A 15922-nucleotide genomic window follows, 5' to 3' on the forward strand; every position below is an offset into this window, starting at 1 on the left:
TCTTTTTGGTTCATTAAAAATGAAAAAATTAATTATGATAATTAGTAATACCTAATTTACAGATTCAAAAATACATCATTCTAATTGAAAAAAAATGATTTAAATAATTCATTGCTAAGTGTATTTTCTTTTCTTTATAAAAAATTAATAAAGAAGGCATGCTTTCTAAAAATCAAATAAAATTAATAACGCGTTTAAAGCAAAAAAAATATAGACAGCAAGAAGGTTTTTTTGTTGTTGAAGGTGTTAAAACAATAAACGAATTGTTGCAATCTAATTTAGCGCTTCATGCATTATATACGACAGAAACCTTCAATATTGATGCCAAACAGGAGATTTTAATTTCTGAAACTGATTTAAAGCGTATAAGTTTCTTAACAACACCCAACAAAGCACTTGCTATTTTTAAAATACCCAATCCGAAACCAATTGATAAAAATGGGTTAATTGTTGTGCTTGATGCAATACGAGATCCAGGGAATTTAGGTACTATAATTAGACTCTGCGATTGGTTTGGTATTAAAGATTTGGTTTGTAGTAAAGAGACAGTTGATTGTTTTAACCCAAAAGTTATTCAAGCCACAATGGGTTCTATAACAAGAGTTAATATTAGTTATGTAGATGTAGTTGATTTTTTAAATGAAGTAGAATCACCAGTTTTTGGAGCGTTTATGGAAGGTGAAAATGTTTATTCTAAACAATTACCTGAAAAAGGAGTTTTGGTTATGGGAAATGAAGCAAACGGTGTTTCAAAAGACGTTGAAGCTATAATTAGCGAAAAAATTTCAATACCTAGATTTGGAGACTTACAAGCTACCGAAAGTTTAAATGTAGCTACTGCAACGGCTATTTTGTTAAGCGAATTTAAGAGAAGATAAATTTTTACTGAAACGTAAAATTTACAAAAACTCCTCGGGTTTTCATGCTGGTAATGTTACTTGTCCAAGGACTATTAGGGTCTTTATCTCTAACCAATTCATCGTTAATTCCAAAAATACCACGAATAGAAGGTGTAAACTTAAAATTGTATAGGTAAAAATCTATACCAAAACCAAGTTCGTAAAACAAGGAGTTTTTTGTGGTTCTAAATTGTCCATTACTATTATCTTCAGGGTTATTTTCATTACTCGAAAGGTTTAATGCTGTAGAAAAACCACCCACAACAAAAGGTTTAAAATTATTTATACGTTTAGTTGAAATTTTTACCAATAAAGGAATATGAATGTAGGTAGATTTTACTTCTCTAATTAAATCAGAACTTTTTACATCTGGTACACCATCAAAATATTGTTGGCTGTAATAAAGCTCTCTAGTAGTAATTAACAAACCGGGTTCTAAGCGTAAATCTATAAAGCTGTTTACACGCAAGTTTCCTATTAAACCCACATTAAAACCAGGGCTTCTTTTTACATATATATCACGTAAATCTTCATTATAATCAAAGTTAAAGTCGTAATTACTAATTCCTAAAAAATACCCCCAACGCAATAATCTATTATCGGTAGAACCACGACCTTGATTAGCGTCATAAGTCACTTTTTCTTTTTTAAAAAGCTGAGCGTTAGATGTTTGAATTATAAATAAAAATGATATTAATGCAAAAAAATGCTTCATATTACTGCTTAGATGCTTTATAAATTGTTGCCACACCAAATGTTTGTGGAAAATCTTCAACATTAGTAAACCCAATTTTTCGTAAAATATTGTTCAATGCTTCACCATATGGAAAAACAGATGCAGATTCACATAAATATTTATAAGCACTTCTGTCTTTAGAAAACACTTTACCAATTAAAGGTAAAATGTTTTTAGTATAAAATTTATAGCCTTGTTTGTGCGGGTATTTATTTGGTACAGAAGTTTCTAAAATAACAAAAACACCATTTGGTTTTAGAACTCTAAGAATTTCGTTTAAACCATTTTCCAGATTTTCAAAGTTTCGCACACCAAATGCTACAGTAATGGCATCAAAAGTATTGTCTTCAAAAGGCATGTTTTCACTATCACCTAAAATCATTTCTATTTTAGATTCTAACGCTTTCTTTTTTATTTTTTCTTTACCAATTTCAAGCATGCCGCTACTAATGTCTAAACCAACAATTTTACTGGCATTAGTTTCTGCTAAATTTATAGCTAAATCACCTGTTCCGGTAGCAATATCAAGAATAGTATCAGGATTACTTTCTTTAACTATTTTAACTACTTTTTTACGCCATTTAATATCAATTCCAAAAGATATTACGCGGTTTAAACCATCGTAATCTCCAGAAATGGTATCAAACATTTTGGTAACCTGTTCTTTTTTACCTAAATCACTGTTTTTATAAGGCTTTACTTTTGTCAAATCTGTAATTTTTTTGTCAAAGATAAACTTTTAGGAAAGTAATACCCAATTGGATTTTAAATAATTATATCGAATTAAATTAATGATGCAATATCTAAATTATAGTATATTTGTGCTACTTTTTATGATACACAAATAATGAAGATTATTATTGCTGGAGCTGGTGAAGTAGGATTTCATTTAGCTAAATTATTGTCTTACGAATCTCAAGAGATTACCTTAATAGACACTGATAAAGACAGTTTAGCCTATGCTGATACACATTTAGATATAAAGGTTATTAGAGGTGATGCTACTTCTATTCGTATATTAAAAGATGCTAGGGTTGAGAATTCCGATTTATTTATAGCGGTAACAGCTAGTGAAACTACAAACATTACCGCATGTGTTTTAGCGAAACAATTAGGTTCAAAAAAAACTATTGCCAGAATTACCAATACAGAATTTATTAATCATAAAGATGAGGTTGGGTTTACTAAATTTGGTATAGACGAGTTAATTTCACCAGAATCTTTAGCGGCTTCAGAGATTGAATTATCATTAAAACAATCCTCTTTTAATGATACTTACGAGTTTGAAGAAGGCGCACTAACCATGGTGGGTTTGACCTTGTCTAGATCTGCTTCCTTTGTTGGAAAAACAGTTAAAGAAGCGGCAAAAATATTCCCAGAAATACATTTTGTGCCTATAGCAATTCAGCGTTTTGGTACACAATATACTATTATTCCTCGCGGAAATACTGAGTTTAAAAGAGGCGATAATGTAGTATTTATTACTTCAGAAGGTGGAGCCGAAGAACTTTGTAGACTTACCGGAAAAGCTAATAGAGAAATAAAGAATGTCATGATTTTAAGTGGCAGTCAAATTGGGTTTAAATCTGCCAGAGATTTAAGTAGTAAAGGCTTCAATGTGAAGCTATTTGAAGAAAATAAGGAGCGTGCTTTTGATATTGCCGATGATTTACCAGAAGTTTTAGTAATACATAGTGATGGTAGAAATGTTGATTTATTAGATGAAGAAAATATTGGCGATATGGATGCTTTTATTGCTGTAGGTGAAAACTCTGAAACCAACATCATGTCTTGTTTAGTGGCAAAATCTAAAGGTGTTAAAAAAACCATTGCCTTAGTAGAAAATATGGATTATTTTGAGCTTTCTCACTCGGTAGGTATTGAAACACTGATAAATAAAAAGCTTTTAGCGGCAAATAATATATTCAGATATATTCGTAAAGGCGAAGTGGTTGCTATGACAAAACTTAGCAATATGAATGCCGAATTATTAGAATTTGAAGTTAAAGCAACTTCGGCTATTTGTAATAAGTATATTAAAGATGTAGATTTTCCAAGGTCTGCAATTATTGGTGGTGTGATAAGAAATGGTTTAGGTGTTATAGCTTTAGGCGATTTTAAAATCCGTGAAGGTGATAGAGTAGTAGTTTGTAGTTTGCTGCAATCTATTAAAGGTGTTGAAAAACTGTTCCGTTAAAATGAAATATCCTAAGTAAAAAAAATATGATTTCTACAAAACGTCCTAAAAGGATATTACATGTGACCTTTTACGAAAATAGATAATAACACATGAAACTTAACTACAAAATAATTTTTCATTTTTTAGGATTACTGCTGTTATTTAATGGTGGTTTTATGTTGTTGTCGGCACTTATAAGTTTAATTTATAAGGACGGAGTTACTTTACAAATATTTTTAGCGGGCATTACAACGTTAGTAGCTGGATTACTTGCTATGATTTTTACCAGAAATCATAATAAAGAGATGAATAAACGTGAAGGTTATATAGTTGTAACCTTTGGTTGGATTATCATGTCGTTATCTGGTACATTGCCTTATGTGTTTACGGAGAGTATAACCAATTTTACCAATGCTTTTTTTGAAACCATGTCTGGTTACACCACAACAGGTGCTTCTATTTTAAATGATATAGAAGCGGTACCAAAAGGGGTATTGTTCTGGAGAAGTTTAACGCATTGGATAGGAGGAATGGGTATTATTGTTTTGGCTATCGCCATTTTACCATTATTGGGTATTGGTGGTATGCAGCTTTTTGCTGCAGAAGCGCCAGGGCCAAGTGCAGATAAATTACACCCTAGAATTACCGATACAGCAAAACGATTATGGCTCATTTATTTTGGCTATACTGCTGCTGAAACTTTATTATTAAGTTTAGCAGGTATGTCTTTTTTTGATGCTATTAATCATGCATTATGTACGCTTTCAACAGGTGGATTTTCAACAAAAAATGCTAGTGTGGCGTATTGGAATGGACAACCTATTATTCAATATATCATCATATTATTTATGTTTTTGGCGGGTACAAACTTTGTACTTAGTTATTTTGCATTTAAAGGTAAAGTTCAAAAAATAATACACGATGAAGAGTTTAAATTATATTTTAAATTCATTGCTATTTTTACCGCAATTGCGGCTGTTATTATTTATTTTAGAGCTGATGTTTCTGTGTCTTCAATTTCCCATCCAATGGTTTGGGGTGAAGCTGAAAGTGCTTTTAGACATGCCTTATTTCAGGTTATTGCTATTATTACAACTACAGGATTTGTTACTGCAGATTATACATTATGGACACCGTTTTTAGTGGTTTTCTTTTTCGGACTCATGTTTTTAGGTGGTTCTGCAGGAAGTACTTCGGGTGGTGTTAAAGTAGTAAGACAGTTGATATTGATAAAAAATGGCTTTTTAGAATTCAAACGGACATTACATCCTAATGCTATTTTGCCGGTGCGCTATAATAAAAGAGCTATTTCAGGTGATATTGTATTTAATATTTTAGGCTTCTTTATTCTATATATGTTATCGTTTATAGTTGGGGCATTAGTGTTTTCTATGTTCGGAATTGAGTTTAAATCAGCTATTGGTTTAGCAGCGTCAACTTTAGGAAATGTTGGTCCTGCATTAGGTGATTTTGGTCCTGTAAATAATTATTCTGCACTACCTCTTTTGGCACAATGGTGGGCTTCTTTTTTAATGCTAATTGGCCGTTTAGAATTGTTTACTGTACTTATTTTATTGACGCCTTTTTTCTGGCGTAACAGGTAAATTTTTAAAGATTTTTAATTTTTTTTAAATATTTGAATTTATTAGTAAAATCAAATATTTTCAGAGTTTTTGCATTGGTTCTTAGAGGCTTACAAAATTGTTTGATGTAACAATTTAAAGGTTTATACGTCTTATTTGTATAACCAATTAAAAATCATCAATCATGGAATTAGTATTAACAACACAAGATTTACAACCATTACCTGAACCCATTGTATTAGAAAAATACATTAAACCAGAAGGTATTTTAAACTCAAACTATAAAGTTATAGCAAAGGAAAATTTAAAAAACACAACGTCTAAATCAATATTTGCTATCAAGCAACGTATTAAAAGTCGTCAATATCAAATCACTTCAGGTATTGAAACAGCTTTAAAAGTATCAGTTTTCGCACTTATATTTCTAATAATTTTTTAGAATTTAATTTTTGAAAATAAAAAAGGTGTAACATTTTTAATGAAATAGCTACATATATTTAAAGCAGCTTTTTTTAGACCTTTCAACTGATCATCTTGAGTTATACTCAAATTAATCTTTTACAATTTTAAATTATGTTTTCACAAATTCAAGTTTGTGGAAAAGCTAATTTATTTACCAAACTTAAATGTTACACTTTTTAAAAATTAGAAATTATGAGCTTTGGTGTTGTACAATCTGCGATATCATCAATCAAGTATAATAAAAGTTTACTATCAAAAAGGAGTAAACTAAAAAATACATTGTCTGGAAAAAAGTCTAAAAAGTTTGAAGGCAAAAGTTCTGATGCAACAGATTACGAATTAAAAAAACTTAGAGATAAGTTAAAACAAGAACATAAACAAATTAGAGTTAAGCAGTTTTTAGCGGTTACTTTAGTTATGCTAATTTTATTAGCAGTATTTATATATTATTTTTAAAATTTAATAATATGCCATTTGGTGAATCATTTTTAAGTACTCTTAAAAGTAATAAGTCAATAATGCTTGATAAGAGTAAAAGGTTCAGAAAAACTTCTGGTAGTTTTGATTGGTCTAAAAGTAAACTTCAAAATTTACCTAAAGCTACACCAGAACAATTATTAGAAATTAAAAATAAAATTAGAAGAGAAAATAAACAGGCACTAATAAAACAATCAATAGTATTTGTAGTTTTTATTTTAGCTTTAATAATATTTATTTTCTACTTGATACATTAAAAAAGCCGCTAATAAATAGCGGCTTTCTCAAAATTATTTATAGTTTTAAATTAGCTTACAGCCTCTTTTATACGTTTAATAGCTTCAATTATTTGTTCTTGCGAAGCTGCATACGAAATACGAATACAATCAGGATTACCGAAAGCTTCACCACTTACTGTTGCTACAAGAGCTTCTTCTAATAGGTATAGTGAAAAATCGGTAGCATTATTTATTGTTTTACCTCTAAGTGTTTTTCCAAAGTAATATGAAATGTTAGGGAATACATAAAACGCACCTTCTGGTGTGTTAGATTTAAAACCTTCAATATCATTTAATAAGTCTAGAATTAAATCGCGACGCACTTTAAACTCATCAATCATGTATTGAACACGCGAAGGCGATTCGTTTAAAGCAGTAATTACAGCACGTTGTGCAATACAGTTTGCACCACTTGTAATTTGACCTTGCATTTTGTTGCATGCACGGGCTATTTTTTCTGGAGCACCAATATATCCAATTCGCCATCCGGTCATGGCAAAAGCTTTAGAAACACCGTTTACGGTAATGGTTCTGTCATACATATCTTCAAACTGAGCCATACTAGCATGACCACCAACATAGTTTATATGTTCGTAAATTTCATCAGAAACTACATAAATATTTGGGTGTTTTACTAAAACATCAGCTAAAGCTCTTAATTCTGCTTTGCTATAAACAGAACCACTTGGGTTACAAGGAGAACTAAACCAAAGCATTTTGGTGTTTGGCGTAATAGCAGCTTCTAGTTGAGAAGCCGTCATTTTAAAATCGGTATCAATTGAAGTTTTTACTTCAACAGGAACACCATCGTTTAACTTTACAATATCAGAATAACTTACCCAGTACGGACAAGGCAATATCACTTCATCACCTTTATTCAGCATAACACCAGCAATATTTGCTAAAGCTTGTTTTGCTCCAGTAGAAACTACAATTTGTGCAGGCGTGTATGTTAAATTATTATCACGCTTAAACTTTGTGATTATAGCTTCTTTTAACTCACCATAACCGTCAACAGGTGTGTATGAATTATAATCATCATTTATAGCTTGAATAGCGGCTTCTTTAATAAAATCTGGGGTATTAAAGTCTGGTTCTCCCAAACTTAAACCGATAATATCTTTTCCTTCGCCTCTAAGCTCTCGGGCTTTTGCAGCCATAGCCAACGTTGCAGACGTAGCCATGTTTAAAATTCTGTCTGAAAGTAATTGCATTTAATGATAAATAAATATGTGGTTAGACTTGTAAAGCAGGTTTCGTGCCCATTTCTTTTAAATGCTTAAAATGTGCAATTATAGCTTTACGTGTGGTTTTATATTCGTTATAAGGTAAATTAAATTCTTTGGCTGTTTCCTTTACTATTTTTGATATTTTAGTATAGTGAACATGACTTATATGAGGAAAAATATGATGTTCAACTTGATGATTTAATCCACCAGTAAACCAGTTAACTAATCTGTTTTTAGTTGCAAAGTTAATGGTAGTTTTAAGTTGATGAACTGCCCAAGTGTTTTTCATGGTGCCGTTTTCTTCTGGTAGAGGCATTTCGGCATCTTCCATAACGTGCGCTAATTGAAAAACAACACTTAAAATTAAACCAGCAGTATAATGCATTATAAAAAAGCCTAATAATATTTTCCACCAAGCAATTTCTAAAAACACCATAGGTATTACAATCCAAATACCGATATAAATAAGTTTTGAAATAACTAATTTGCTCCAATTCCAAACTGGATTAGGGAATTTACCATAAGATAATTTACGTTTCATGTAACGACTCATTTGTTGCCAATCTGTAGTAATTGCCCAATTTATAGTTAGTAAGCCATAAAGTAAAACAGAATAATAGTGTTGAAATTTATGGTGCCATTTCCATTCAGAATGTTCTGTGAATCGTAAAATTCTACCAGCTTCTAAATCTTCATCGTGACCATGAATATTAGTGTAAGTATGATGTAAAACGTTATGTTGTACTTTCCAGTTGTAAACATTTCCAGCAAGAATATAAATACTGCTTCCCATTAAACGGTTAACCCATTCTTTGTTAGAAAATGAGCCATGGTTTCCATCATGCATAACATTCATTCCAACTCCTGCCATACCAATTCCCATAACAACAGTTAATAGTAATTGTGCCCAACCAGGAATACTTAATGTTAATATTAAAAAATAAGGTGTTAAAAACAATGAAAACATCACAACTGTTTTAACCCATATTTTCCAATTTCCAGTACGCTTAACATTGTTGTCTTTAAAATAATCGTTGACACGTTTGTTAAGGGTTCTAAAAAATTTAGCGGAATCTGTTCTTGAAAATGATAATGTCTGTTTAGTCATACTATTAATTTTTATGCGATTTATCTATGCTATCTTAGTAATCGCATATGGTACAAAGATAGGTATAAAGGAATTTAAGTGATAACGTTTTTTTGTAAAAATATGTATATAAAAGTATATTTTTGTTGAAAATTTAACAAGAATGGATCTTATTTTAAAGTACTTCCCTAATCTTACAGAAGACCAAATATATAAATTCAAACAATTAGAATCGCTTTATCAAGATTGGAATTTAAAAATAAACGTTGTGTCTCGAAAAGATATAGACGAACTCTATTTACGTCATGTGTTACACTCTTTAGGTATTGCAAAAGTTATGCCATTTAAAGCTGGTAGTAAAATTCTTGATGTTGGTACTGGAGGTGGCTTTCCTGGAGTACCTTTAGCTATTCTATTTCCTGAATGTTCATTTCATTTAGTAGATAGCATTGCTAAAAAGTTAAAAGTTGTTAACGAAGTTGTTGAAGGCTTGGGTTTAACCAATATTAAAACCACACACAGTAGAGTAGAAGATATAAATGATACTTACGATTTTATTGTAAGCAGAGCAGTGGCTGCAATGCCAACCTTTGTGCATTGGGTTAAAGGTAAAATAGCTAAACAACAAAATAACGAACTTAAAAATGGTATTCTTTATTTAAAAGGAGGTGATTTAACAGAGGAGTTAAAAGATTACAGAACTGCAACCATTTATAATTTGAGCGATTATTTTACTGAAGATTTTTACGAAACCAAAAAAGTGGTTCATTTACCAATAAAATACAGAGGGTAATTATTTCAACTTAACTAACTCGTTAACATGCTCGTTGAAGTAGGCATATTGGCTATGAAACCAAAATGTATTTTTGTATTGCTCAATAGTTGATAAAGCTTCACCTGATAAAAGTATAGCGTTAGCTTTATCAAAATTTTGTTTGGCTTTTTCAATATCATTAACTTCATTGTAGGCCATGGCTAAACCAAGGTAAGCGTCAAAATCCATAGAATCAAACTCTATAGCTTTTGAGAAATCTGAAATAGCATCGATATATTTTTTTAGAAACAGATTGGATGCGCCACGATAAAAATAAGCATAAGCATTATTCTTGTTAGCTTTTAAAGCCATAGAAAGGTCATCATTTGCCAATTTATAATACTTAATATCCATAAAAAACACACCACGATTGTAATAGGTGTCTACACTGGGCTCAATAATTATGGCAGAATTATAATCTTCTAAAGCATTTTGATATTTTTTTAAAGCTGTGTAAGCTTTAGCTCTTAGTGTGTATGATTTTGAGTGGTCTGGGGCTGTTTTAATTACTCTAGTAAAATCTTCTATAGCAGTTTCGTATTCTTCTAAATCTAATTTAACACAAGCTAAACTGTAAAGGGCATCAATAAAATTCTCATCAAGCATGTAAGCCTTTGCGTAATCTTCTTTAGCACCTGTAAAATCTTTAATACTGTATCTTGAATTTCCCCTGTTGTAATAGGTATCCGCGTCAGGTTCTTCAATTATTATTTTAGAATAATCTACAATGGCTCCAGAGTAATCGCCTAAATCATTTTTTGCAATAGCTCTATAAAAGTAAGCGTCTAAATTTTTAGGCTCTTGTTCTATTACTTGTGTTAATAGTTTTATTTTTTCGTTCAAATCAGAAGTTCTTTGAGCTAGCCTAAATATCTTATTTGTTTGCCCATAACTTAGTATTGGACATGTAACGAGTAGTAGAAGAATAATTTTTTTCATAGCTTAAATGCAACAAATAATATGCCATTTTATTACGTAATAAAGTTAGTATTATTTTTATTTATTTATTGTTAAGAATAAATATCTTTTTTTATTCATTTTATAGAATTAGTAATTATAACCAATTTATAGTTTAATAAATACGCTTTGTTTTTTGTAAGTAAAAATATACAAAAATAAAAATTTCATGCATTTCGTCGAATATATTTGTATTACAAACAAAAGTAATAGTATTATTACAAAATAATAATAATTAATTACAAGTCTCTCAACAAAATTTAATCCCCCAAATCTAAAATTTATATGAGAAGATTTTTACCCCTCAATTTTTTTCAAACTAATACATTTATATTTTTTTTACTGTTTTTTTCTATTGGAAATGCCCAAATTATTCAGGTTGAAATAATTGGTGATGCAGTTGTTACGCAAGGTTCTACAATTACAATTAATGCTGGATCTAGTCTGGATTTTAGGATTACCAATGTTGAAACTGCAGCATGTAGTAATAGTAATAGGTTGGAAATTGAAAATGTAACAGTTGCAGATGTTACAAATTTTAATGTTTCGCCTAATAATGTTAAAAGAAAAATTAAACAAGATACTTGCCCAGGTAATGGTAATAAGGATTTAGATTTTTCAATTGAAAATACTAGTGGTAATTGTGCAACGGTGTCTACCCTTGTGACCATTGAAATTAAAAATCAAGCAAATTTCACTTTTACTTTGGAGGTGAATTCTTCTCCTGTAATTTCAGTACTTGGAGGTAGCCCATCAGCAGATATTTTAAATGGATCAACAACAATATCAAGTGTTAACGGTACATATTTTGGAGTTGTTGAAGAGGCCGGTGTGGTTACTAGAAATTATATAATTTCTAATACGGGAAGTTGTCCACTTGATATTTCTGCAATTTCAAGTTCACTTAGTGATTTTACTGTAACACCTTATGTTATATTATCAGATTTTGTTACGCCTGCATTTTATACAGTGAGTATAGCTCCGGGAGATTTTGTTGTTTTCCCAGTAACATTTATAGGGCCACTTGCTGGATCAGGAACTTTAACTTCTACAATTAGTATTTCTAATTCAGACAATACTACATTTACTTTTGATGTTAGTGCAGAAATGTTTGATTTTAATATTCCAGGACCAGGAGGTGTTACGGCTGATTTTAGGCTTTGGTTAAAGTCAACTAGAGGAATTACAGAAACCGGATCTAAGGTGTCTTTATGGTCAGATTTAGGATCAAATGGTAAAGATGCAGAACAACCTGTTGCTAGTAATCAACCTACTTATTTAGACAATGCTACCGATAATATAAATTTTAATCCTGTAATTAAGTTTGAAAACGATGGAGCTTCCGTTGAGCAATATTTATACAATTCAAGCAATGGTTTTTATAGTCAAGATGTGTTTATAGTTATGATTCCTGATGTAAGTATAAATAGTTCTTCTACTAGAAGTACTGTGTTTTCAGGTATTTCGTCGGGTAGTGCAAGTGATATTACAGGTATTGGTTTTGGAGATTATTCATCAGAATTTACTAATGAAACATTATCTTATAATCAAGACGTTTCAGGAGGTGGAAGTTTTAATGGAGAAGCGGTAATTGGTGGTAGTTACTCTAATGCAGGAATAATTAACGTTAGAAATAATGCTTTTGTTTCACCAACAGGACAAGATATTTTATATAACTCCAATGTTTTAACAACAACCTCAGTTAACGATGTGGCTTTTGTAAACGTAGGAACACCAGGACCTCCTATTGTATTGGGAACAGAATATTGGATTGGTAGAAATTTTGATATCCAAGGAAGTTTAAATGGCAGGGTGGCAGAAATTTTCACATTTGCAGAACGTGTGCCAGATGCTGCTAGACAAAAAATTGAATCATATTTGGCTATTAAATATGGTATTACATTAGGAGCAACTAATGAAGCTCAGAAGGATTATATTAACTCTTTTGGTACTAAAGTTTGGGATGTTGCAGTTAACACAGGTTATAATTATCACGTAGCTGGAATTGGGAAAGATTCAATTTCAGATTTAAATCAAAAACAATCAAAAACATTAAATGATACCAATGAAGTTGCTATTGGCTTAAATGGGGTGTTTACTACTAATAGTGCAAATACAAATGAGTTTGTTAATGACGGCGATTTTTTAGTTTGGGGATCTAATAACTTAGCAATTACATCAGGTGGAAGTAATACGGTAACTATAGATACAGGTTTAACATCTTCAGTAACCAGAATTTTAAGGCAATGGAAAATAATTGAATCTACTGAAGTTACTAGTGATGTGGAAAATGTTTATGTTTCTATACCATCAAACGCCTTTAGTAGTTTTACTTTAAATACAGACGAAGAATATGTGTTAATTGTTGCAGATAACGATAATTTCACAGATGCAGATATTATAGATGTTGTTCCTTTAAAATCTGATGGCTCAGGAAACCTTCAAACCTGGTATGATTTTAATGGTACTAAATATTTTACATTTGGTAAAGCAAGTAAATTATCAGATAATCATTCTATACATATTGAGGCAGGAGATTATTTGGTAGGCGAATATGCTTTAAACTTAAATATTAATGCTTTTTCAATTTCTGCATGGGTAAAAGCAGATGCTAGTCAAACTTCAACAAGAACAGTTATGGCTAAAGGAAGTAAATTACAATTAAGATTAAACAGTTCGCATCAAGTAGAAATTATGCTTGATGATGATGTTACTCCACGATTTATTTCAAACATGGTTCTTAATGATAATAAGTGGCACCAAATTAGTTTTGTTTATAAAAGTGGAACAATATATTTGTATGTTGATGGTGTGCTAGATAAGTCTGAACACGATGTAAATCCTCCATCACCTAATTTTAATAGATTTTCTGTAGGCGCACTTTTTGTAGATAAAAATAACATTTCAAATTACTTTTTAGGAGAAATTGATGAGGTTTATGTATGGGATCAAGAGCTTACGCAAGCTCAGGTAAGATACCTTATGAATCAAGAAATTGAAAGATTTGATGTTAGTGGAACAGATTATGTAAACGGTAAGATATTACCACAAGCCTCATTAAGTAATGAGGTAAATTCTATTCCATGGAGTAATTTAAAAGCGTATTACGATTTTAATTCTTTTTATGGTTCTACAGTTGAAGGTTTAACAAATAATCGAAACTTTTTACGTTTAAAATATCTTATTAAAGATAAAACCATAATTGATAATCAAACTATACCAGTACCATATATTTCGGCAAGTGGTGGAGATTGGGATGCCGCTTCTACATGGAGCAACAGTGCAGATCAAATTATTCCAAATGCTTTAAGTTTAGATGGTTCTACAATTATAGATTGGAATATTGTTCAAATATCTCATGATATTGATTCTGGTGATAGAGATATTTCTCTTTTAGGTTTAATTCAAACTGATGGGATTTTAAAAATATCAGACCCAGTAGATGTTCAAGATGAAACAAATTCTGGACAAGGACTAACTATTACACATTATCTAGAGTTAGATGGTGTTATAGATTTAGTTGGTGAATCTCAATTAGTACAAACTGAAGGAAGTATTATTGATATAGATAGTGGTGGTTATATTGAACGTGACCAACAAGGAACTGCAAGTGGTTTTAATTATAATTATTGGTCATCTTCTGTTGGTCCAATTACGGGTAATAGTGCTACTAAAGGAACAGGAATTGCAAGCACAAATGCAAACCATACAATTTCTGGTGTTTTAAACGATGGAACTATTTCTAGCTCATACCAATCGCTATTGTATAACGCATCACCAAATGGAAGTGGTTCTATTCCGCCACCAGGTTTTGCAAGAACTATTAGTACAGAATGGTTATATAAGTTTTATGGTGTTGCAGATGATTATTATGCTTGGTCAAAGATAGGTGAGTCTTCGTCATTATTACCTGGTGAAGGGTTTACCATGAAAGGAACTGGAGGTTCAGCTTTAATTCCAATTTCTACTCAACAAAATTATGTATTTGTAGGATTGCCAAATAATGGAGATATTACTTTAGAATTAGATAAATCTTCTGGAGAAGTAGAGCGATTAATTGGAAATCCATACCCATCAGCAATTGATGCTACAGAATTTATATTAGACAACATGAGTATTGCAGATGGTGGTAATAATTCAACAGGAACTATTTTTAATGGTGCACTTTATTTTTGGGATCATTTCGGGCAAGAAGATTCGCATGTATTAAAAGATTATGTAGGTGGTTATGCTACCAGAAATTTAACAGGCGGGGCAGTAGCTATTTCAAATGATGCCAGACTAAATAATGATTTAACCACAGGAACAAAAGTGCCAGGGCAATATATTCCTGTAAACCAAGGGTTCTTTGTATCTACGGTACTAGATGGTTTTGATAATGATAATGGTACACCAGTTTTAACTGTTGATGGAGGAGATATTGTATTTAAAAATAGCCAACGCGTTTATGTAGCTGAAGATGGTGCAGCATCATTGTTTTTCAAATCAGTATCTAGTAAAAAGAAAAATAACTCAAACGCAAATTATATAGATGTTACACCCACTATTAAACTAATGTATAGTTCGCCTTTAGGTTATCATAGGCAAATAGTTTTAGGAGCAAATAAAAATGCTTCAATGGAATTTGATTTAGGTTACGATGCATTTATGGCAGATGTAGCTGAAGAAGATATGTATTGGAATATAAATAGTAAAAAGTTTGTTATACAAGGAGTTGATACTTTTGATGCATCACAAGAATTTTCTTTAGGTATAAAAGTTAAAGAGGCTGGTATAGCTAGTATTAAACTTGATGCATTAGAAAATATAGATACTAGCACTTCAGTGTTTATTAAAGATAGCATTACAGAAGAAACGTATAAAATTAATGACAGTGCTTTTGATGTGTTTTTAGAACCTGGTGAATATAATGATAGATATAAGCTAGTATTTCAGCAAAACAACATGTCATTAAGTGTTGAAGAAAGTATTATCGCTAACAAAGTATTGTTTTACTACGATTTAGGTTCTTCGGAATTAAAAATAATAAATAAAGATGGTTTATATATTTCTAGTGTTAATCTATACAATATACTAGGTCAGGAAATTTTAAGTACTAATTTAAAGTCAACTTCATTAAACGAATCTGTTGAGTTAAATGTAGTAACTGGAATATATATAGTAAAGCTTGAAACTGAAAAAGGATTGATTAATAAAAAAATAGTTATTGAATAATTAATAG

The 15922-nt window shown here is 30.9% G+C and carries 13 protein-coding genes; 8 read left to right on the top strand and 5 right to left on the bottom strand.

What is annotated here, in order from left to right; genetic code table 11:
- Positions 1–158: 158 nt before the first annotated feature.
- Positions 159–878, top strand: a complete 720-nt coding sequence (locus tag MBM09_RS05420) for an RNA methyltransferase (RefSeq protein WP_238675826.1) — start codon at positions 159–161, stop codon at positions 876–878.
- A 4-nt stretch (positions 879–882) separates the two neighbouring features.
- Here the strand turns inward: MBM09_RS05420 and MBM09_RS05425 are convergent, their stop codons facing one another.
- Both MBM09_RS05425 and ubiE read right to left on the bottom strand, forming a co-directional pair.
- Positions 883–1614: a porin family protein gene (locus MBM09_RS05425; RefSeq protein ID WP_238675827.1), complete on the bottom strand. Its 732-nt coding sequence runs from the start codon at positions 1612–1614 to the stop codon at positions 883–885.
- 1 nt (position 1615) lies between these two features.
- Positions 1616–2284 carry a bifunctional demethylmenaquinone methyltransferase/2-methoxy-6-polyprenyl-1,4-benzoquinol methylase UbiE gene (gene ubiE, locus MBM09_RS05430; protein ID WP_370569725.1) on the bottom strand — a complete coding sequence of 223 codons (669 nt, stop codon included), beginning with the start codon at positions 2282–2284 and terminating at the stop codon, positions 1616–1618.
- Positions 2285–2482: 198 nt separating this feature from the next.
- Between ubiE and trkA the strand changes: the two genes are divergently transcribed.
- From trkA to MBM09_RS05455, 5 genes are all read left to right on the top strand, one after another.
- Complete coding sequence (gene trkA, locus MBM09_RS05435) at positions 2483–3832, top strand: Trk system potassium transporter TrkA (protein ID WP_238675829.1); 1350 nt, start codon at positions 2483–2485, stop codon at positions 3830–3832.
- 92 nt (positions 3833–3924) lie between these two features.
- Positions 3925–5418, top strand: a complete 1494-nt coding sequence (locus tag MBM09_RS05440; RefSeq protein ID WP_238675830.1) for a TrkH family potassium uptake protein — start codon at positions 3925–3927, stop codon at positions 5416–5418.
- 163 nt (positions 5419–5581) lie between these two features.
- Complete coding sequence (locus MBM09_RS05445) at positions 5582–5836, top strand: hypothetical protein (RefSeq protein WP_238675831.1); 255 nt, start codon at positions 5582–5584, stop codon at positions 5834–5836.
- Positions 5837–6051: 215 nt separating this feature from the next.
- On the top strand, positions 6052–6315 hold the full coding sequence (locus MBM09_RS05450) for a hypothetical protein (protein WP_238675832.1): 264 nt from the start codon (positions 6052–6054) through the stop codon (positions 6313–6315).
- Between the two features lie 11 nt (positions 6316–6326).
- On the top strand, positions 6327–6593 hold the full coding sequence (locus MBM09_RS05455; protein ID WP_238675833.1) for a hypothetical protein: 267 nt from the start codon (positions 6327–6329) through the stop codon (positions 6591–6593).
- Between the two features lie 50 nt (positions 6594–6643).
- Here the strand turns inward: MBM09_RS05455 and MBM09_RS05460 are convergent, their stop codons facing one another.
- On the bottom strand, positions 6644–7828 hold the full coding sequence (locus MBM09_RS05460) for a pyridoxal phosphate-dependent aminotransferase (protein WP_238675834.1): 1185 nt from the start codon (positions 7826–7828) through the stop codon (positions 6644–6646).
- 22 nt (positions 7829–7850) lie between these two features.
- Positions 7851–8951, bottom strand: a complete 1101-nt coding sequence (locus tag MBM09_RS05465) for an acyl-CoA desaturase (RefSeq protein WP_238675835.1) — start codon at positions 8949–8951, stop codon at positions 7851–7853.
- Positions 8952–9093: 142 nt separating this feature from the next.
- Here MBM09_RS05465 and rsmG point away from each other — a divergent pair, with 142 nt between their 5' ends.
- Positions 9094–9723 (top strand): 16S rRNA (guanine(527)-N(7))-methyltransferase RsmG, encoded by a 630-nt coding sequence (rsmG, locus tag MBM09_RS05470; protein ID WP_238675836.1) that lies wholly within the window; start codon positions 9094–9096, stop codon positions 9721–9723.
- Here the strand turns inward: rsmG and MBM09_RS05475 are convergent, their stop codons facing one another.
- Positions 9724–10683, bottom strand: coding sequence for a tetratricopeptide repeat protein (locus MBM09_RS05475; protein ID WP_238675837.1), 960 nt, complete (start codon positions 10681–10683; stop codon positions 9724–9726). It abuts the gene before it with no gap.
- 303 nt (positions 10684–10986) lie between these two features.
- On the opposite strand from MBM09_RS05475, the gene MBM09_RS05480 reads away from it, so the two are divergent.
- Positions 10987–15915, top strand: a complete 4929-nt coding sequence (locus MBM09_RS05480) for a LamG-like jellyroll fold domain-containing protein (protein WP_238675838.1) — start codon at positions 10987–10989, stop codon at positions 15913–15915.
- Positions 15916–15922: the final 7 nt, after the last annotated feature.

It is taken from the genome of Flaviramulus sp. BrNp1-15, assembly GCF_022259695.1.
Taxonomy (GTDB): Bacteria; Bacteroidota; Bacteroidia; order Flavobacteriales; family Flavobacteriaceae; genus BrNp1-15.